This window comes from Variovorax sp. F042 (genome assembly GCF_057814215.1).
Window position 1 is genome coordinate 1 of sequence record NZ_JBVASX010000025.1, and the last position, 19,390, is coordinate 19,390.

The window sequence follows — 19,390 nt, forward strand, 5'->3', positions numbered from 1 at the left end:
CCCTGATCCTGGGCGCCAATGCCAGCACCTATACGGGCAGCATGACCGTCGGTTCGGGCGGTGTGCTGCAAAGCAGCGCGCAATTCGCGCCGGCAGCAATCACCGACAACGGGCTGGTGCGTTTCGCCCAGCCCGACAACGCAACCTACGCCGGCCTCGTGAGCGGCATAGGCGGCATCGAGAAGACCGGCGCGGGCACGCTCACGCTGACGCAGGACCAGGCCTTCACCGGCACCACCACTATCAGCGCCGGTGTGCTGCAGCTTGGCAGCGGCGGCACCACCGGCTCGGTGAAAGGCGACATCGTCGACAACGCGACGTTGACCGTCCAGCGCTCGAACGCGCTGACGCTGTCGGGCACCATCAGCGGCTCCGGCGCGTTTGTGCAGGCCGGCACGGGCACGACGATCCTCACCGCCGACAACACCTACGCCGGCGGCACCGTCATCAGTGCCGGCACGCTGCAACTCGGCAACGGCGGCACCACGGGCAGCATCTTGGGCAACGTCCTGAACAACGCGACGCTGGTCATCAACCGCTCGAACGCGCTCACGCTGTCGGGCACCATCAGCGGCACCGGCTCGCTCGTCAAGGAAGGCGCCGGCACCACGACGCTCACCGCGGCCAACAGCTACGGCGGCGGCACCGCGCTCAAGCAAGGCCGGCTGAACGTCGGCAACAACCTGGCGTTGGGCACCGGCACGCTGGCGATGGACGACGGCACCACGCTCGGCTTCGCGGCCGACAGCCTGAACCTCGCCAACGCCGTGGTGCTGACCGGCAACAACGACCCGGTGATCGACACCGGCAGCTTCAGCGCCACGCTCAGCGGCAACATTACCGGCGGCGGCTTCATCACCAAGATCGGCAGCGGCACCCTCACGCTCTCGGGCTCCAACAGCTATACCGGCGCGACCGATGTGGCCGAAGGCACCCTGAAGGCCGGCGTCGCCGGCACCTTCAGCGCAGCCTCGGCGCACACCGTGCAAAGCGGCGCCACGCTCGACCTTGCAGGCTTCAGCCAGACGGTTGCCTCGCTCGCCAACAGCGGCACTGTCACCTTGGTAGGCACCACACCAGGCACCACCCTCACCGTCAACGGCGCCTATGTGGGCAACAACGGCGTGCTGCGGCTGGGCACCTTCCTGGGCGACAGCACCAGCGTGAGCGACCGGCTGGTGCTCAACGGTGCAAGCGCCTCGGCCAGCGGCAGGACCAGCGTGCAGATCACCCAGCTCGGTGGCCTGGGCGCGCTGACTACGGGCAACGGCATCGAAGTGGTCTCGGCGCTCAGCGGCGCCACCACCACCGCGCAGACCACCAAGGATGCGTTCTCACTCGCGGGCGGCCACGTGGATGCGGGTGCCTACGAGTACCGCCTGTATGCCGCCGACGCCAGCGGCGCCGGCGAGAACTGGTACCTGCGATCGACCACCACGGCAACGACGGGCACGGGCGGATCGACGGGCGGCACAACGGGCGGTACCGACACGAGCGCCGTGCAAGTGCCGGCCTACCGAGCCGAAGTCCCGTTGCTCTCCGCGCTGCCCAGCCAGGTACGCCAGGCGGACCTGGCCATGATCGGCAACCTGCACCAACGCATCGGCGACGACGATGTCAAGGCAGGCGCTGCAGCATCGACCGACACCGAGCGCCGCGCCTGGGGCCGCGTGATCGCCACCGACATCGACATCCGCCAGCAAGGCACCGTCGATCCGCACAGCAAGGGCAACGTCAAGGGCTTCCAGGCTGGCACCGATCTGTTCGCCACATCGAACTGGCGTGCCGGCGTGTACGTCGGCCAACTCGACGGCAGCGTCAGGGTCAGCGGCTTTGCCAGTGGCATCGCCAACCTGGCCGTCGGTTCCAACGACCTGCGCAGCCAGTACCTGGGCGCCTACGGCACCTGGACTGCCGATTCGGGCTTCTACGCCGACGCCGTGCTGCAGGCCGGGCGGCACCGTTACACCGTCGAGCCGCTGTCCACTCAGCGCAGCTCGGGCAAGGGCGACAGCCTGACGGCATCCATCGAAGTGGGCCAGGCATTCGCAATGGGCGACAGCGGCTGGAAGATCGAGCCGCAACTGCAGCTGATTCGCCAGCACCTCAGCCTGGACGACATCGCGATCTCCGGTGCGAACGTGCGGCAGGACAGCGACGACGGCTGGATCGCGCGCGTCGGCGTGCGCTTGAAGGGCGAGATCTCCACGAGCCTCGGCACGCTGCAGCCGTACGGCCGCTTCAACATCTACAAGGCGAGCGGCGGCGCCGACGTCGCCCGCTTCATCGGACCTGCCGCCACGACCGACATCACGAGCCGCACCGGCTCCACTGTCAGCGAACTGGCCGGCGGCCTCACCCTGGCGCTGAACCAGACCACCAGCATTTACGGCGAAGTCGGCAAGCTGTGGGCCTCGGGCGGCGCGTCGGATGTGAAGACCTCCCTGCAGGGCTCGATCGGGCTGCGCATGAAGTGGTGAGGGGACGCCGCGTCAGGAATCATCGGTTCCTGGTGCGGCGCGGGTGCCCGCAGCGGCTACCCAAATCTGGCAAGCGACGGTCTTCGCTTGCGGGGGGAGTAGAGGTGGCAGGCGGCGAATTGGGGGACACCAGTCCTGCCGCAGGTGCGTGCTTGACACCTCCTGCGCTCTTACGACACCACCGGTCGCCTGACGGGCCTGAACTGGAACGGCAACCCCCTCGTCACCGGCATCGCCTGGAACCCACTGGGCCAGCCCACCGCCTGGACCTGGGCCTTCAACACCAGCAGCCCTCAACTGGCCGCCAGCCGCACCTACGACACAGCAGGCCGGCTGACCACCACCGAGTTCAGCAGCTACACCTACGACGCAGCAGGCCGCATCACGAGCCTCACGCAAAACCTCTACCAGCCGGGCGACACCGATCCGACCCACAGCACCATCGCCAATGCCAATCTCACCTCGAGCGTGGGCTACGACGCCGTGGGCCACATCACCAACTTCAATGCCACGGGCAACACCGCAGGCTTCGTCTACAACGCCAACGGCAACCGATCGAGCAGTACACGGACGCTGAACGGCCAGACCACCAGCCGCACCTACACAGTAGGCGCGACAAGCAACCGCCTCACGGGCTTCACCCAGTCCATCAACAACTCGAGCAATACGAGCGTCATGGTGATTCGCTTGGCGGAGTAGTGATCGCTGGGCGGCCTTCGGTACTAACGAGGTCCCGCTTCAGCCCGCTCGCCCGGCCAGCGCCGTCAAGGCCTGCGCAGTCGCCGCATCGGCGGGAAAGAAGGACTCGACCGCCAACTCCTGCAGCGTCACGTCCACGGGCGTGCCAAAGATGGTTGTCGTGCTGATGAAGCTCAGCACGCCGGTCTCAGTGCGCAACTGCAAGGGCACGACCACGCCGGACAAGTCGCCAGTCGGGGTCGGCCCGGGGTCGGCCATCGGATAAGCTGCCAGTTCTCTGCGCAGCGCCTTCAGCACCGGGTCCCCCGTGGCGGCGATCTGCTGGGCCAGACGCTCGAGCAGATGGGCACGCCATTGCGCCAGATTCACGATGCGCCTGGCCATCCCCTCGGGATGCAGCGACAAACGCAGCACGTTCAGCGGATGCTGCAGCAGCGCCGGTTCGGCACCGGCCCTTAGCAGCGGCACCAGCGCGTTGTGCGCTACCTGATTCCAGTGTCGGTCCACCGCCAGTGCCGGATAGGGCTCGTGCCCCTTGAGCACAAGGTCCACCGCACCTCGCGCGGCCTGAAGCGCCGGATCGTCCAGCGCGCGCTGGTGGTACATGGGCGCGTAGCCTGCCGCCACCAGCAAGGCATTTCGTTCGCGCAGCGGCACGTCTAGTCGCTCCACCAGGCGCAGCACCATCTCGCGGCTCGGCGCAGCTCGGCCGGTCTCCACACAGCTTAGGTGGCGCGTCGAGATCCGGGCCTCTTGCGCCAGGTCGAGTTGGCTCAAGCGGCGGTGCTCGCGCCAGTGCCGCAAGTGCATTCCGAAGGAGTCGCGGACGCCGGGGCGCGTTTCAAGGACGGTGGTCATGCAGCCGATTGTGGCGCGCTGCGTCGTGGCCGCCATGACGTCCGAGGTCATAGACCGTGCCGGGTGGGCAGCGTGATCTGACAAAAAGGCAAGAACGTATTTCTAATCAATGACGTACTGCAGTTCGATGGTGAAAGATCGAAACTTACAGAATCCACTCCAACGCTGGTGCAATTTCAAAGTTGGCTCGCAAAGAGGTGCCGGCAAGTTCCGTTCTGGCTCTGCGCTAGATGCACCCTCAGAACGTCGGCACCGTCCCTAGTCTGTTGATATCGCGTTCGACTCACACTTTGTCTCATCAGCTGAAGATTGCCGCGCAGTCTTCTCTCGCCGTCATTGCGGTCATAGGTTCGAGGGAGAGGGAAGGACCGCACTGCAAAGCGGACATCTACAACGAATGCGCAAAAAGACGGCTCTGGGCCCTTTGCACCGACCTTGCGTGGGGCTACAGTCGGCCGAGGTTGTGTGGAAACGCACTCGGCACATGAGTATGCCGAACTCAGCCGCTCGACAGCGCACAGTAGAGACAGAACGCGGCCGTCAGGCCAGCGCCGCAACGGGCAGCCCGAACCCTTTGCCTACGAGATCATCGAGCGTGCGTCGGGATCGGTGGTTGAACGTTGCCCATCCGGCTCGTGCTTCAACTGCTCCTTGGTTTCATCGAGCTGGCGCAGCTGATCGCGCAGCTTCCTGATCTTGTCTTGCAGTCGCTCGGTCTTGACTTCGACCTCTGAGGGCTGTGTACGGTCCGCCGTCTCCAGCGCGTCCAGGTAGCGCTGAATGCTTTGCTCGATCTGCTGCTGGCGCTTGTCGATCTTGGCTGGCGTGACGTTGCGGTCCCGGCTGTTCACTACCTTGAACTTGCTTCCGTCGATGGCTACGATGGCCTGGGTGAACAGCTTGAGTTCACGGCACATGCCGATGAAGCGCTTGCAGACATTGCGGATGCTAGCGCCGTTGTCGTGACGAAAGTCGGCGATGGTCTTAAAGTCCGGAGCGAGCCGGCCGGTGAGCCACATCAGCTCGACGTTGCGTTGGGCCTCGCGTTCCAGGCGCCGGCTGGACTGGATGCGGTTCAGATACCCGTAGATGTAGAGCTTGAGCAGCATCGCGAGGTGATACGACGGTCGACCGCTGGAAGCCGGATCAACACCCTTGAAGCCCATGACTTGAAGATCCAGTTCCTCGACAAAGGCGTCGATCACTCGCACCGGGTTGTCTTCGCCGATATAGTCATCAAGACACTCCGGCAACAACGCGACCTGCTGTCGGTCTTCGCCTTCGATGAATCGCTTCATGGGCACCTCGCTGAGAACGGGTGCCATGATTTTATTTAGATGAGTGCCGACGGCGAAGCGTTTTCACACAGCCTCGGCCGGATAGCGTCGTCAGCCGTTCGTCTGATCGGTGAACGGCAGCTCAATCGCGTGGGCTGAAAGCACCGTCTTGTAGTGGCTCAAAAGGCTCTCAAGGTGATCGGCAACATCTTTGAGTTCCGCAGCAGCCTCCTCGTCAAGGAGATGGGCACCGCGTTGGACGCGACGAACTGCCTGCCACAGACCGTTGAGCGTGTCACCCTGAACCAAACAGCCAGGAAAGTGGCGATCGGGATGCCGTAGCACCGCCGCGTTGGTTGTATCGGAATAAATTTCGACCTGCTCTTTTCTCATGATGTCGTGTGTACCGGAACTCTCAGCTTCTGCGCCAGTCTCGACCTACGCGGTGAACAGCTGGTTATGGCGCCGATAGTACCCATTCGCACGAGCTTTTCGAATGCCAGCAACCGATGCGTAGCCGTCCTTCGTGTACGCCCGCCAAGTTTTGTCCGCATCCCCGCAGGGCCAAATAAGCGCGAAATCCACGCGCAAGCTTCATCGTGGTGCGCGCGCTGCACCGGTTCGGCGACCGCCTTGCCGTCCAGGCACGGCTACTTTTCATCTCGCTACAGAGGAATTTCCCCAGGGCAGCGCCCTTCGTAGGGGATTTCCCTCGACGGCTGGCCCAGAGCTTGCACAGGTTTGCAAGATAGTTGAACATTTCAACTATTGAAGATTTCTTACATCTGGCCATGCACGCACCGCTTCAGCTGAAAACCGACTACATCAACGTCCTGCTCGACCTGGCGTCTTCGCGGACGCGGGATCGCGGTTCGCGCGTGTACGAGATCGAACTCGGCCTGTCGATCCGCGACGTGCGGCTGCTGCGGATGATCGGCGGTGCACCCGGCATCACGATGGGCCAGCTGGTGCAGACCTGCGCCATTGAGAAGACGCTGGTTTCCAAGCTCGTGGCTTCGCTGGTGCAACGCGAACTGGTCCAGCGCCAGATCGGCAACGAGGACGCCCGGCAGATCCATCTGTGCCTGACCCAGGCTGGCATCGAACTCGTGCTGCAGGCCGAGCCCATCGGACGAGAGATGGAAGCGCGCTTCCTCGACTGCCTCAGCACGGCCGAGGTCCACACCCTGCGCCGCATCCTCCACAAGATCATCGACGCGGAAGAGGCTTCGCGCGACATCTTCGAGTTCCTGCTGGCCCAGCTGCGCGAAAGCAAATCTTCGGACTCCTCCCCACCACCTCCCTCTGGCACTCCTCGAAAGAAGTAAGGCTTCATGGCAACTCCACTCTCGCTGCGCCGCGCGTTCGCGGCCACCCTGTCGGCACTGGCCCTGACGTTCTCGGCCGCGGCCTGCGCGGACACCGTGCTGCGCACCGTGCCCTCGTCGGACCTGAAGATCCTCGACCCGATCTGGACCACCGCCAACATCACGCGCAACCACGGCTTCATGATCTACGACACCCTCTTCGGCATGGACGAAAAGGGCGCGATCAAGCCGCAGATGGTGGACAAGTACACCGCCAGTCCCGACAACAAGGTCTGGACCTTCACGCTGCGCCCCGGCCTGAAGTTCCATGACGGTGCGCCCGTCACCTCGCAGGACGTGATCGCCTCGCTCGCGCGCTGGGCCAAGCGCGACACGCTCGGCCAGAAGATGTACGAGGCCATGGACAGCATCACCTCGGAAGACCCAAACACCTTCCGCATGAACTTCAAGCAGCCCTTCGGCGTGGTGCTCGACGCGCTGGGCAAGCCCAATCCGCTGGTGCCGTTCATCATGCCCAAACGCGTGGCCGACACCCCTGCCGACAAGCAGATCGAAGAGATGATCGGCTCCGGTCCCTTCACGCTCGCCAAGGAAGATTTCCGCCCCGGCGACCGCGTGATCTACCGCAAGAACACCGCCTACGTGCCGCGCAAGGAAACCCCCTCGGGCCTGGCGGGCGGCAAGGTGGTGAACGTGGACCGCGTGGAATGGGTGCTGCTGCGCGACCCGCAGACGCAGGTCAACGCCCTGCTCAACGGCGAGGTCGACATGCTCGAGACCGTGCCCTCGTCCGGTTACACCGACATGCGCACCAGCCAGAAGATCGAACTGGTGGACGTAATGCCCGCCGGCCCGTTCACCGTGATCTACAACCACAAGGTCGCGCCCTTCAACAACCCGAAGGCGCTGAAGGCGGCCATGCTCGCCATCAACCAGGAAGCCATGCTGCGCGCGCAGGCCGTCTTCCGCGACTTCTACAAGCCCTGCACCTCGATCTACCTGTGCGGCTCGATCTATGCGAGCGACAAGACCGGCTTCTTCACCGGCAAGCCGCAGTTCGAGGAAGCGCGCAAGCTGCTGAAGGAATCGGGCTACGACGGCAAGCCCATCGTCATCATGCTGCCGGGTGACTCGCCCGCTCTGAACAAGCTGCCCGCGATCTACGGACAGTTGCTCAAACAGGTCGGTTTCAACGTCGACGTGCAGACCACCGACTGGGCCACGCTCGTGACCCGACGCACCAAGAAAGACCTGCCGGAGAACGGTGGCTGGAACGCCTTCATCACCTTCTGGGGCGGCGTGGACGCTAGCAGCCCCATCACCTACAGCCCCTTGACCGGCAACGGCGACCAAGGCTACTTCGGCTGGCCAGTCGATCCCGAGCTGGAAAAGCTGAAGACACGCTTCATCGAAACCGCCGACATCGCGCAACGCAAGGACATCGCGACGCAGATCCAGCTGCGCGTGCTCGAAGGCGGCGTGATCGCCCCGCTGGGCGAAGGCAAGGCGCCCACGGCGGTGCGCCGCGGCGTGGTCAGCGGACTGCTGCCCTCGCCCGCCGTCCTGTACTGGAACGTGCGCAAGCAGTAGGCGCGGCCCTCTACTCCTTTACCGAGTCGCTTGGCCGGTCGCATCCGTTGCGACCGGTCGGGGATTTCCTTTGCCCACATTACCTGCATCGGCTGTTCAACCGCTCGAACGAGACCCTCTCACATGCTCAATTTCCTGTTGCGGCGCGGCCTGGCCACGGCGCCCGTGCTCCTGATCGTGGCCGTCATCGTCTTCCTCCTGCTGCGCATGACGCCCGGCGATCCGGCGGCGGCCATCGCGGGTGACGGTGCCACCGTGCAGGACGTCGAACGCATCCGTGCACAGCTCGGCCTGGACGCACCGGTCATCAGCCAGTTCTTCGGATGGCTGGGCCACGTCCTGCGCGGCGACCTGGGCTATTCCTACTTCTACAAGATGAGCGTGACCCAGCTGATCGGGCAACGGCTGGAGCCGACGCTGTCCGCGGCCGCCGTAACCGTCGTGCTCACCGTGCTGATCGCGGTGCCGCTGGGTGTGCTGGCGGCCTCGCGGCGCGGCGGCCGGCTCGACCGCTTCATCATGAGCGCCTCGGTACTCGGTTTCTCCGTGCCGGTGTTCGTCGCGGGCTACCTGATGATCTGGCTGTTCTCGATGCAGCTGGGCTGGCTGCCGTCGCAGGGCTACAGCCGCATTGCCGAAGGCGTCGGTCCGTGGCTGCGCAACCTGGTACTGCCGTGCGTCACGCTGGCCGTGATGTATGCCGCGCTGATCGCACGGGTCACGCGGGCGGCGGTTTCCGAAGCACTGACCGAAGACTATGTGCGCACCGCGCGCGCCAAGGGCATCTCCGAGTGGCGCATGCTGATTCGCCATGCCCTCGCCAATGCGGCCGTGCCGATCGCCACCATCATCGGCCTGAGTGTGGCCGGCCTCATCGGCGGCGTGGTGGTGACCGAGACGATCTACGCCATACCGGGCCTGGGCCAGCTGACGGTGGACGCGGTGCTCTCGCGCGACTACCCCCTCATCCAGGGCATCACCCTGTTCTTCTCGCTCGTCTATGTCGTCGTCAACCTGCTGGTGGACCTGAGCTACCTGCTGCTCGATCCACGCATCCGCTACTGACGCGCAGCCATCTTCTTTTGGAGACCCTTCCATGAATTCGATTTCCATACCGATGGACACGACGACGGCGGAACTCCGCCGTCGCAAGCCCTCTCTGCTGCGCCGCGTCTTCTCGAACGGGGCCGTGCGCACGGGCAGTGTGCTCCTGTGCCTCATGGTGGTGCTGGGGGTCGCGGCCCCCTGGCTTTACACCATCGACCCCAACGCCATGGACCCGGCCAGCTCGCACCTGTCGCCGGGCGCGCATGCCGAATTCACGACGCTGGCCGGCGACAGCTTCGAGCGCTTCTTCCCGATGGGAACAGACAGCATGGGCCGCGACATCTGGAGCCGCACGGCCTACGGCGCGCGCATCTCGCTGTCGGTCGGGGTGGCGGTCGCACTGGGCTCGATCGCACTGGGAATGCTGGTGGGCATGCTCGCGGGTCACTTTCGCCGCTTCGACGGCGCGATCATGCGTGTCATGGACGGGATGATGGCGATCCCGGGCATCCTGTTCGCCATCGTGCTGGTCGCGGTCTGGCGGCCCAGCCTGTTCACGGTGATCCTGGCCATCACAGTGCCGGAAACACCGCGGGTGGCAAGGCTGATGCGCTCGGTCGTCCTGTCGGTGCGTGAAGAGCCGTATGTCGAGGCCGCCATTGCGCTGGACACGCCCGCCTGGAAGCTGATGCTGCGCCACATCCTTCCCAACACAGTGGCGCCGCTGATCGTCCAGGGCACCTTCGTCTGCGCGGCGGCGATGCTGGCGGAAGCGGTCATGTCCTTCCTCGGCATCGGGCTGCCCTCCGACGTGCCGACCTGGGGAAACATCATGTCCGAAGGCCGCGCGTATTTCACGTCGCATCCTTCGACCGTGCTGCTGCCGGGCGCCTTCCTCGCGCTCACGGTGCTGGCGGTGAACATGCTCGGCGACGGCCTGCGCGACGCGCTCGACCCAAAGTTCAACAAACGCGGGAGCTGACCATGGCACGCACGCTTTCCACCACCTCCGCCGCCGGATCGGCCTGCCTCGTCGTGCGCGACCTGCGCATCGACCTGCCCGAGGGCGCGGACCGGCCGCATGCCGTTTACGCCACTTCCTTCGACGTGATGCCCGGCCAGGTCGTGTGCCTGCTGGGCGAGTCGGGTTCCGGCAAATCGGTGATCGCCCAGGCCGTGATGGGGCTGCTGCCCTCTTCGCTGGTGCCTTCGGGCGGACGCATCGAGGTTCTGGGCGAGAGCATCCTCACGGCCGACGCCGCGCAGTTGCGCGCATGGCGCGGCGCACGCATGGCGATGGTGTTCCAGGAGCCCATGACAGCGCTGAACCCGGTGATGCGCTGCGGTGCGCAGGTCGATGAAATACTGGCCGAGCACACAGGGCTCGGCGCCTCCGAGCGCCGGCAGAAGGTGCTGGCCATCTTTGCGCGCGTCAAGCTGCCGGAGCCCGAACGCATCTACGACGCCTACCCGCACCAGCTCTCGGGCGGACAGCGGCAGCGCATCGTGATCGCCATCGCGCTGATCCTGCGTCCCGCGCTGCTGATCTGCGACGAGCCCACCACCGCGCTGGACGTGACCACGCAGGCTGAGATCCTCTCGCTCATTCGCGAGATGCAGCAGGAGAACGCAACGGCGGTGCTGTTCATCACGCACGATTTCGGCGTGGTCGCGGACATTGCGGACCATGTGGTGGTGATGCAACTGGGCCGGCAGGTCGAAAGCGGCCCGAAGGACGATGTTCTGCGCCGCCCGAAGGAGCCCTACACGCGCATGCTGCTCGATGCGGTGCCGCGGCTGGAGCCCGCCCCGCGCCCTCCCCTCGCGGACGCGCCGCCCCTGCTCGATGCGCGCCGCGTGACCAAGACCTATCGCTCCGGATCGTGGCCGGGCAAGCGCCGCACGGTGCAAGCGGCGACCGATGTGTCGCTCAAGCTGCATGCCGGCGAAACCGTGGGCATCGTGGGCGAGTCCGGTTCGGGCAAATCCACCGTTGCGCGCTGCATTGCGCAACTGATCGAACCGACCGACGGCGAAGTCTGGGTGCCTCACATCGAGGCGCAGCACACGCCGCGTGCACGGCTCTCGGCATTCAGGCGCATGGTGCAGGTGGTGTTCCAGGACCCGAATCGTTCGCTGAATCCGCGCCGCACGGTCGGACAGTCGATCGTCGAAGGACCGGTGAACTTCGGCCTTTCTCCCGAGAAGGCCTGGAAGCGCGCCGAGGAACTGATGGACCTGGTGCGGTTGAAGCCCGACGTGCTGCATCGCTATCCGAGCGAGTTCTCCGGCGGCCAGCGACAGCGCCTGTGTATTGCGCGCGCACTGGCCTGCGAACCCCAGGTGCTGATTGCCGACGAGGCCGTGTCGGCGCTCGATGTCTCGGTGCAGGACCAGATCCTCAAGCTGCTCGCGGAAATCCAGCAGCGCCTGTCCATCGGCATCCTCTTCATCACACATGACCTGCGCGTGGCCAGCCAGATCTGCGACCGGCTGATCGTCATGCACAAGGGCCGCATCGTCGAACAAGGCACGGCGCACGACGTGCTGCTGTCGCCGCGCGAGGCGTACACCCGCTCCCTGTTGGCCGCGGCCCCTGGTCAGGGCTACGCGTTCGGGCAGGGCTGATGCGTGCGCACCAGCCACTGGCCCCGATCAACATCTTCGACCCGAAAAAGAAGCACACCATGGAAACACCACTGTACGCCCTGAGCGCCGTCCAACTGCTGGAACGCTATCGCGCCCGCACCCTCTCGCCAGTCGACGTGACGAAGTCCGTGCTGGCGCGCATCGAGCGCTGGGAGCCGAGCATCCACGCCACCTACGCGCTGGATGCCGAAGCCGCGCTGGCCTCGGCCCAGGCCTCGGAAGCGCGATGGAACCAGGGCGCGCCGCAAGGCGCGCTCGACGGCGTGCCCGTCACGCTCAAGGAAAACATCGCCACGCGCGGCACGCCGACTCCGGTCGGCAGCGCCGCCACGGTGCTGTCGCCCGCCACGGCGGATGCGCCCGCAGCCGCACGCTTGCGAGAAGCGGGTGCGGTCATCGTCACCAAGACCACGATGCCGGACTTCGGCTTCCTGGGCGCTGCCCCGTCGAGCTTTCATGCGCTCACGCGCAACCCGTGGGACCTGAGCAAGAACACGGGTGGTTCCAGCTCCGGTGCCGGCGCCGCCGCTGCTGCGGGCTATGGCCCCTTGCACCTGGGCACCGACATCGGCGGCTCGGTACGCATTCCCGCCAATTTCTGCGGTGTGTTCGGGCTCAAGCCCAGCCATGGGCGCATTCCGGTCGATCCACCGGCGGCAGCGCGCGTGATCGGCCCGATGACTCGCACGGTCGCTGACGCCGCGCTGCTGATGAAGGTGGTTTCGCGACCCGATCCGCGCGACTACATGAGTCTGCCGGCACAGGACATTGCCTGGGATCATCTGGGCTGCAACGTGCGGGGCCTGCGCATCGGCCTGTGGACCGAAACCGCGGACGGCTGGCCGATCGATCCTGAAGTGAAAGACGCGGTGCTGGCGGCGGCGCGTGTCTTCGAGCAGGCCGGCGCCATCGTGGAGCCCCTGTCCGACTGGACCACACTGGACATGCGCATGGGCATGGCGCACTTCTTCACCATGCGCTGCCGCGTCGACTTGGCGGCCATGCCGGTCGAGCGCGCCAGGCTGGCGGCCGACTACATCCATGCCGCAGGCGAGTTCGCGGGTTCACTCACGCCCGAAGAAACCTTCTGTGCCTTCACGCGCATGCAGGCGCTGCGCGCGGCGACCGTGGCCGCCACGCAGCCGTACGACTACGTGCTGTCGCCCGTGTCGCCGGTGCTGCCGTTCGCGGCAGAAGCCATCAACAGCGGAGCGGAGAACCCGCTGAAGGACTCGCACTTCACCTCGGTGTTCAACCAGTCGGAGCAGCCTGCGGCATCGATCAATTGCGGCTATTCCAGGAGCGGTCTGCCCATCGGCCTGCAGATTGCAGGTCGCCGGTTCGACGACCTGGGCGTGCTGCAGATGGCAGCGTTCTACGAGTTGGTCCGTTCGGAGCAAGCCCCCTGGCCTGAACCCGTCTGAGGCAGGTCAACGCCGAACGGGCCAGCCGCCTGTTTGGTGCCACTCAGGAAAAAACGATGACGGATGCCGAGCCTCGACTGAGCAACAGGGAAACGATGGAGCGCGCGTTGCGTACGCTGGCGGCCTTTGCCGCATGGCCAAGCACTGAAATGACCAGGCTCGCCGCTTCGTCCCGATTCCTTTGGCACGAGCGCGGAGGCTTCCTGATCGCAAAAGCGGAAGCCCGCGTGCCCGAAATCATCGGGGTGATGAAAGGGTGTGGATTTCCACGCCGGCAACGAAACTCGACAGTGATCATCCACAACGGCTGATGAAATGCAATGCGCCTATGTTCGCTGGCGCACCGTCTCATGTCAGGAATGCGCCTAGCCTGAGAGGGCCTTCAAAGGATTCCCCATGAACCGTTCACTCCTGACTTTGGCGATGCTCGGCGCATTGAGCTTGGCCGCGTGCGATAGACCCACTGCCGTGGTCGCCGTTCCAGCGGCACCCGTGGCTACGCCCGGACCTGCAGGCCCCCCCGGTGTAGCGGGTGCCCAAGGCGTCGATGGAAAAAAAGGGGACACTGGCAAGCCCAGCGAAAGCACTACTGTGATCATCACACCAGCTCCGGAGACCCAGCCAGCGAAGTAAAGCGCGACGGACTTTGCGGATGTCCGACAAATACTGAATAGCGAAAGCACAGCACCAGTGATGTGCCTTCGCTCCGATCGAGCCGATGGCACGAAGCGCCATTCACGAACTCGTCAATGGCGTGATGAATGCAGCCGCGGCCTCGCTGCGATTGCGCGGTACCGACTTCGAAGCTGCGGCGACCCACCTTGAGCGGGCGTCAACGTACTGGATTCGCCATACCGCTGGAAGCCATCTGAGCGAATAAATTGAAGCCGATGGATGGCCCAGAAGCTCCAGTACTCGTATCAATACACCGAAGTTCCGAACTCTCGGTGGCCTGGATGCCTCGCGCTTGCATACGTTGTGACTTCGACCTCGTCCGAACGACGCAGCAAGGCGCATACGATCGGTCGTTCAAGAAGTGCCACAGCATGGTTGTCGATGTCAATGCGCAGCGTTTCATCGAGAGTTGGCGTCTCGTTGCTGGCCAGCCGGGCCTCGATCACCCACACAACTGCGTCGCGAAGGATCTTCGGCATGGTGCGCCCGTTGAGGTAGGTGCAAAGCAGAGACTCAGCGGTGAATTGGGAGGGAGTCATGGTGTCCTCCATTTGGAAGGGAGTTGGAACCCTGACACTACCGCTGGGAGGAAGTTTGGACCGTGCGATAGCACACAGACCAAACGTCAGTGCCACGCCATGATCTCGTTGACGGCCATCCAGCGCTGGTAGAGGTAGCTTAGGCGCCCGCCCATCCAAGGCGGAGCCTCGATGCTGGCGGGCTGTCACTGTCCAAATCCTGAGCTTCCAACGCTATGCGGTGGTCAAGAAGGAATATGACCGACTTCTGCCAGACAGGGTCGCGGCGTAGGCGGTCCGAGCGGTGACGACCGGCATCTGTGGACGCCAGCACGTTGTGTTCGCTATCGAACAGTGAAATTTCAGCGCAGGTTGCAGACTTGTTCGGACTGCCAACGCACCGGAGGGCGAGATTGACCGCCGTCGAGAACCATCTGATCGAACTGCTTCCCGCGAAGGACCGGCGGCGCTTCCTCGCCATCTGCGAACCCATTCCATTGATCTTGACCGACGTGCTCTGCTCGCCCGGCGAGTACACGCGCTACGCCTATTTCCCCACGGAAGGCTTTATTTCGCTGTTGACGTTGACCGGCGGCAGCCCTGAGCTCGAAGTCGGGATGGTCGGGCGCGAGGGCATGCTGGGCGCGCAAATCGTGCTGGGGGTGGGCACAACGCCCCTGCGTGCGGTTGTGCAAGGTGCGGGGACGGCATGGCGCGTCGACGCGGGTGCCTTCCGCAAGGAGCTCGAACGCAGCGTGGCCTTGCAGCGCGTGCTGAACCGCTACCTCTACGTGCTGATGGCCCAGCTGACAACCTCGGCCGCATGTCTTCGCTTCCATCAGATCGGCCCACGTCTGGCCCGGTGGCTGCTGATGAGCCAGGACCGAGCCCACTGCGACAGCTTTCGCGTGACGCATGAATTCCTGGCCTACATGCTCGGCGTGCGACGCGTGGGCATCACCGTGGCTGCCAACGCCTTGCAGCACAGCGGGCTGATTGCTTACCACCGTGGCGATCTCAAGGTGCTCGATCGCAGCGGCCTGGAAGCGGCAGCGTGCGGCTGCTACGCGGCCGATCGGAAGGCCTACGCCGACACGCTGGACTGACGCCGGCGGTCGGACAACCAGGCAGTGCATTCCAGTTTGTTCGATAGCGAACAGACTGGAATGCACCGCCTCGGTAACTTGATATCAAGCAAGCACCTAGGAGTGAATCATGAGCATTGGCACCATTCTTCTGATCATCCTGATCCTCGTTCTGATCGGGGCGTTTCCGTCATGGCCGCACAGCCGCAGCTGGGGTTACGGTCCGAGCGGCATTCTCGGCGTCGTCGTGCTCGTGCTGATCGTCTTGTTGTTGACGGGACGCCTCTAGGCACTGCGGTGCAAATGAGTTCATCAACCGGCGACGTCGACCTGCATCGATGCGAGGATCTGCAATGCCCATGCAATTGCTCGAGCGGCTTTGCTCCGCAGATATGCCAGTGACCATCGACGTGCACGAGGACATCGAGAAATGTGATTTGCTGCGCGCTGCAAGACTGATAGAGGCAGATCTTCCGCCGTTCATGCACTACCAAGGGCGAACAACTTACTCCGGTCAGGCCACGGTGATACGGGTGACGGCCAAGGGCGAAGCGGCCTTGAGGATGCGTGCTTGTTCCCTGTTGAACTCGACACAGCGCTCTGCCGATCTGGAGGCGTCGGACGCACGATAACGGGACGGGCTTGGCTGCTGCGCCAACAAGCTGACGCGGTGTCTACCTACAACAGGGCCTCCTCGAAAGCACGACCTTCTACAGGACATTGGCAATGCGCCCCCGCATTCGATGTCGATATCCGCAGGAGGCTCCCCAAAATGACGCTTGCCGTTTTTATTGTGGAAGATGAGCCATTGATCCAAGACAGCCTCAAGGTTGTGCTCGAGGGCTACTTGCAGGCCGAGGTAATAGGTACTGCGCTCTCGGAGACCGAAGCTGTGGCCTGGCTCCAGGCGAATGAAGAGGCATGGCAGCTTCTCGTCGTGGACCTGTTGCTGAAACAGGGCACAGGGCTCGGCGTGTTGGCCGCCCTTTCAGCGCTCGGCGGGAAGAGAGGGACCGTGGTGGCGTTGACCAATGCGGCTTCTCCAGACAACCGTGCGGAGTGCATTCGTCTGGGCGCCGATGCGGTCTTCGATAAGGCAGCAGAGGTCAATGAGTTCCTCGCCTATTGCGCTGCCGTGCATTGACGGGCGATCCCATTGATGCGCGCCTGCAAGCGCAGACAGCTATTTGTATCTTTTCGTACAAGCGCACACTCCGTCCGCCTACAGCCAGTTGCCATAAGCAATGAAAAATCCCTCTCCATGGTGGAACTGGAAAACTCAGATCAACACGGATTGGCGGCCCAGGCTGCCGAATGGCGCCGACGAGCGCTTCGTGGCGATCGAGATGCCCGGGGCATCGCCCACGCGCTCGAAGTGGAAGTCCGACGACTTCGCGGCAGTGCTCCTGCAATGAATCGCGAACTAGACACCCGCCCTCTCGCTATTTGGGCCGCTGCACGGCCCTGGTGGAAGCGTTGGTAAGGCGGCGGATCGGCCATTGCATTCCCCTGTTTTTGAAAGAAGGCATCACGCTGCGCGGCCGCAGGGGTTTGGGGGCGCGACTGCCAAGTTCTTGCCGGGAAGCAGCGTCAACATGAATTGCGCGGATGGCGGCAGAGTGCGGACCTATGTCGGCGGATCCGTTTTGAATAAACCTCGAACGTTGAGCACGGCCAGGCAAACCTGAAGCGCAACGAGTGCCGTGGCAGATGCGTGCAAGGCCCAGACCACCCACAGCATATTGCTGAACAGGAATACCCAGAAGCCGATATTCCTGCGTCGCTTCGCGCTGGATGCGACTAGCCAAGCTGCCGTGAGAGATGCGATGAACGCCGGCCATTGGATCAGATCAAGGGCTTCACTCACGGCGTCACCCGCCAGCAATTGCCGGTCGCATCGCAGCGCCTGTGGATTCGGCCAGGCGTTGCGCCACGGCATTCAGCAGCGCGCCCGCAAAGCCGCCACGCGCCCGTGCATCGGTGCGAGCGCTGGTCACGACCCGCGGCAGCGAAGTCCAGGATACGCTGCAGCCGGCATCGACCAGCGCATTCACCAGGGCGACGTCCTCGCTGCACGCGAGGTGCCTGAACCCGCCGACGCGAAGATACGCCGCCGCCGAGACGCCGAGGTTTGCGCCATGCACATGGCGATGGGATTCGCAGTCGAAATAGGTCTCCCGGAAATGTGCCTCGAGCAGCGCTGCATGGCTCCCGTGAGGCGACCAGTCCAGCACGGACACCGTTCCACATACAACATCTGTCTGAAGAGAAAGTTGGGCCGCCAGCCAGTCTTCCGAGACCAGCGTGTCGGCATCGGTGAACGCAAGCCATCTCGCGCCCCTTGCCAGGAGAGCCTTCGCACCCACGGCCCGAGCCACTCCGACATTTCGCGCGCGAATGGTGACGGTCATGGCGCCACAGCTGGACGCCAGGATGCCAGTGGCGTCCGTGCAGTCGTCCAGCACCACGATCGTCTCCACGGGCTCTCCCATCAGTGCGGGGTGCTGCGATGCGATGCGCACTGAAGACAGGCATCCGCGAATGAGCTGCTCTTCGTTGTGCGCCGGGATGACGATACCTAGCATGGTTGAGATCTCGTGCCGTTGTAGATCGGATTGCCTGCCAAGTACCGAAGATAGAGAGCCGCCCGTACACGCCACGTCAGGAGAAACGCGGGGGGTCTGTAGGCGACAGACACCCGGGCTCGACGAAGGAAAACAGCCGCTCGAAGCGGGCGGCTGGACTACGCGCGGGCCATTGCACGGGTGCTAGAAGTCGATCTTCCAAATTCAGGAGCGCACCCATGGCAGCATTAAAGAACGGCAAGTCAAAGGCGGCAGGCTCGCCGACTTCGCCAACCCCGGCGTCAGCGAAGGAAGTGAAGCCGAACCTGCATCAGCAGAGCCACGAGACGCAACGGTACGGGGAAATCATCAAGCTCCCCAACGGGCTGTCGGAGAAGGTCTGCAAGCAAAGCGTGGCGCTGTTGAACCAGTGCCTGGCTGACACGATCACGCTGCGCGACATGTACAAGAAGCATCACTGGCAGGTAGTGGGCCCGACCTTCAACCAGTTGCACCTCATGTACGACCAGCACTACGAAGGCCAGGTGCTGCTGGTAGACATCGTTGCCGAACGGATTCAGCTGCTTGGCGGCGTTGCGCTCGCCATGGCGCCCGACATCGCCGAAGCCACCAAGATCGCCAGGCCGCCGCGCGGGCGCGAACCGGCTGCCGTGCAATTGCGCCGGCTGGCCGAGGCGCATGAGCAGATCATCATCTCGGCGCGCGATGCGGCCGAGCAGGTCGACAAGTCCGGCGACGCCGGCAGCAACGACGTGTTCGTCAGCAACGTGCTTCGCACCAACGAACTGCAAGTGTGGTTCCTGACCGAGCACCTGGTCGCCGCCTCGCCGGTGACTGCCTGACGCCGACCGGTGGTGCCAAAGGCTCCGTGCGATAGCCGCTACTTCACATGTCCGAACCCGCGCTCGCCGATGCCTTGCGGCAACTGCAGCTTCGCTACGGTTGCGACCTCGCGCTGAAGCATCTGGTCGACGCAGGCATCGACGTGCTTCCCAAACCGGGCGCCGGCCGGACCCTGGCGCGCTGGCGTGTGCTGGCCGATGTGGCGGCCCATGACCTTTCGTTGGTGAAGCTGTTCGAAGGGCATACCGATGCTCTCGCCATCCTCGCCGAACTCGGCGCCGCGTCGGCCGCACCCGTGGGTGCGCGCTGGGGCACCTGGTGCGCGGAGCCGC

Annotated in this window: 20 protein-coding genes and 2 pseudogenes; 16 read left to right on the forward strand and 6 right to left on the reverse strand. The window is 64.2% G+C overall.

The annotated features are described in order from the left end of the window. Together ACZYSP_RS35055 and ACZYSP_RS35060 are read left to right on the forward strand one after the other, a co-directional pair. On the forward strand, positions 1–2,480 hold a 2,480-nt coding region (locus ACZYSP_RS35055), incomplete at its 5' end, for an autotransporter family protein (protein WP_489019153.1). A gap of 468 nt (positions 2,481–2,948) precedes the next feature. Beyond that, a complete protein-coding gene (locus ACZYSP_RS35060; protein ID WP_354339447.1) occupies positions 2,949–3,179 on the forward strand; it encodes a hypothetical protein in 231 nt (76 codons plus the stop codon). 39 nt (positions 3,180–3,218) lie between these two features. Here the strand turns inward: ACZYSP_RS35060 and ACZYSP_RS35065 are convergent, their stop codons facing one another. From ACZYSP_RS35065 to ACZYSP_RS35075, 3 genes and pseudogenes are all read right to left on the reverse strand, one after another. Then, positions 3,219–4,037 carry a helix-turn-helix domain-containing protein gene (locus ACZYSP_RS35065; protein WP_354339464.1) on the reverse strand — a complete coding sequence of 273 codons (819 nt, stop codon included), beginning with the start codon at positions 4,035–4,037 and terminating at the stop codon, positions 3,219–3,221. A gap of 581 nt (positions 4,038–4,618) precedes the next feature. Then, a pseudogene (locus ACZYSP_RS35070) lies at positions 4,619–5,335 on the reverse strand (transposase); the annotation flags it as partial. 90 nt (positions 5,336–5,425) lie between these two features. Then, positions 5,426–5,707, reverse strand: coding sequence for a type II toxin-antitoxin system HicB family antitoxin (locus ACZYSP_RS35075; RefSeq protein ID WP_354339448.1), 282 nt, complete (start codon positions 5,705–5,707; stop codon positions 5,426–5,428). Positions 5,708–6,105: 398 nt separating this feature from the next. Between ACZYSP_RS35075 and ACZYSP_RS35080 the strand changes: the two genes are divergently transcribed. The 7 genes from ACZYSP_RS35080 (at position 6,106) to ACZYSP_RS35110 (ending at position 13,663) form a co-directional block, all read left to right on the forward strand. Next, a complete protein-coding gene (locus ACZYSP_RS35080; RefSeq protein ID WP_354339449.1) occupies positions 6,106–6,642 on the forward strand; it encodes a MarR family winged helix-turn-helix transcriptional regulator in 537 nt (178 codons plus the stop codon). A 6-nt stretch (positions 6,643–6,648) separates the two neighbouring features. Beyond that, the gene (locus ACZYSP_RS35085; RefSeq protein ID WP_354339450.1) at positions 6,649–8,232 is read left to right on the forward strand and encodes an ABC transporter substrate-binding protein; all 1,584 of its coding nucleotides are present in this window, start codon (positions 6,649–6,651) and stop codon (positions 8,230–8,232) included. Between the two features lie 123 nt (positions 8,233–8,355). Further along, positions 8,356–9,297, forward strand: a complete 942-nt coding sequence (locus tag ACZYSP_RS35090; protein ID WP_354339451.1) for an ABC transporter permease — start codon at positions 8,356–8,358, stop codon at positions 9,295–9,297. 31 nt (positions 9,298–9,328) lie between these two features. Then, positions 9,329–10,261: an ABC transporter permease gene (locus tag ACZYSP_RS35095; protein WP_354339452.1), complete on the forward strand. Its 933-nt coding sequence runs from the start codon at positions 9,329–9,331 to the stop codon at positions 10,259–10,261. A gap of 2 nt (positions 10,262–10,263) precedes the next feature. Then, positions 10,264–11,907, forward strand: coding sequence for a dipeptide ABC transporter ATP-binding protein (locus ACZYSP_RS35100; protein ID WP_354339453.1), 1,644 nt, complete (start codon positions 10,264–10,266; stop codon positions 11,905–11,907). Between the two features lie 59 nt (positions 11,908–11,966). Then, positions 11,967–13,352 (forward strand): amidase, encoded by a 1,386-nt coding sequence (locus ACZYSP_RS35105; protein WP_354339454.1) that lies wholly within the window; start codon positions 11,967–11,969, stop codon positions 13,350–13,352. 56 nt (positions 13,353–13,408) lie between these two features. Continuing rightward, on the forward strand, positions 13,409–13,663 hold the full coding sequence (locus ACZYSP_RS35110) for a hypothetical protein (RefSeq protein WP_354339455.1): 255 nt from the start codon (positions 13,409–13,411) through the stop codon (positions 13,661–13,663). A gap of 609 nt (positions 13,664–14,272) precedes the next feature. On the opposite strand, the gene ACZYSP_RS35115 is transcribed toward ACZYSP_RS35110, so the two are convergent. After that, positions 14,273–14,566, reverse strand: a complete 294-nt coding sequence (locus ACZYSP_RS35115; RefSeq protein ID WP_354339456.1) for a hypothetical protein — start codon at positions 14,564–14,566, stop codon at positions 14,273–14,275. A gap of 392 nt (positions 14,567–14,958) precedes the next feature. Here ACZYSP_RS35115 and ACZYSP_RS35120 point away from each other — a divergent pair, with 392 nt between their 5' ends. The 5 genes from ACZYSP_RS35120 to ACZYSP_RS35140 all read left to right on the forward strand — a co-directional run bounded on the left by ACZYSP_RS35120 (position 14,959) and on the right by ACZYSP_RS35140 (position 17,045). Further along, complete coding sequence (locus ACZYSP_RS35120) at positions 14,959–15,651, forward strand: Crp/Fnr family transcriptional regulator (RefSeq protein ID WP_354339457.1); 693 nt, start codon at positions 14,959–14,961, stop codon at positions 15,649–15,651. A gap of 109 nt (positions 15,652–15,760) precedes the next feature. After that, positions 15,761–15,919, forward strand: a complete 159-nt coding sequence (locus ACZYSP_RS35125; RefSeq protein WP_093083007.1) for a DUF3309 family protein — start codon at positions 15,761–15,763, stop codon at positions 15,917–15,919. A gap of 70 nt (positions 15,920–15,989) precedes the next feature. Further along, positions 15,990–16,262 carry a hypothetical protein gene (locus ACZYSP_RS35130; RefSeq protein WP_354339458.1) on the forward strand — a complete coding sequence of 91 codons (273 nt, stop codon included), beginning with the start codon at positions 15,990–15,992 and terminating at the stop codon, positions 16,260–16,262. 140 nt (positions 16,263–16,402) lie between these two features. Then, positions 16,403–16,774 (forward strand): response regulator, encoded by a 372-nt coding sequence (locus ACZYSP_RS35135; protein WP_354339459.1) that lies wholly within the window; start codon positions 16,403–16,405, stop codon positions 16,772–16,774. Between the two features lie 100 nt (positions 16,775–16,874). Further along, a complete protein-coding gene (locus tag ACZYSP_RS35140; RefSeq protein WP_354339460.1) occupies positions 16,875–17,045 on the forward strand; it encodes a hypothetical protein in 171 nt (56 codons plus the stop codon). Between the two features lie 212 nt (positions 17,046–17,257). Here ACZYSP_RS35140 and ACZYSP_RS35145 read toward each other — a convergent pair whose 3' ends face one another. Together ACZYSP_RS35145 and ACZYSP_RS35150 are read right to left on the reverse strand one after the other, a co-directional pair. Next, complete coding sequence (locus ACZYSP_RS35145) at positions 17,258–17,497, reverse strand: hypothetical protein (protein ID WP_354339461.1); 240 nt, start codon at positions 17,495–17,497, stop codon at positions 17,258–17,260. A gap of 4 nt (positions 17,498–17,501) precedes the next feature. Then, the gene (locus ACZYSP_RS35150) at positions 17,502–18,215 is read right to left on the reverse strand and encodes a glycosyltransferase family 2 protein (protein ID WP_354339462.1); all 714 of its coding nucleotides are present in this window, start codon (positions 18,213–18,215) and stop codon (positions 17,502–17,504) included. Between the two features lie 218 nt (positions 18,216–18,433). Here ACZYSP_RS35150 and ACZYSP_RS35155 point away from each other — a divergent pair, with 218 nt between their 5' ends. Next, the gene (locus ACZYSP_RS35155) at positions 18,434–19,057 is read left to right on the forward strand and encodes a Dps family protein (RefSeq protein WP_489019160.1); all 624 of its coding nucleotides are present in this window, start codon (positions 18,434–18,436) and stop codon (positions 19,055–19,057) included. A 47-nt stretch (positions 19,058–19,104) separates the two neighbouring features. Beyond that, positions 19,105–19,390: pseudogene (locus ACZYSP_RS35160) on the forward strand (acyl-CoA dehydrogenase); the annotation flags it as partial.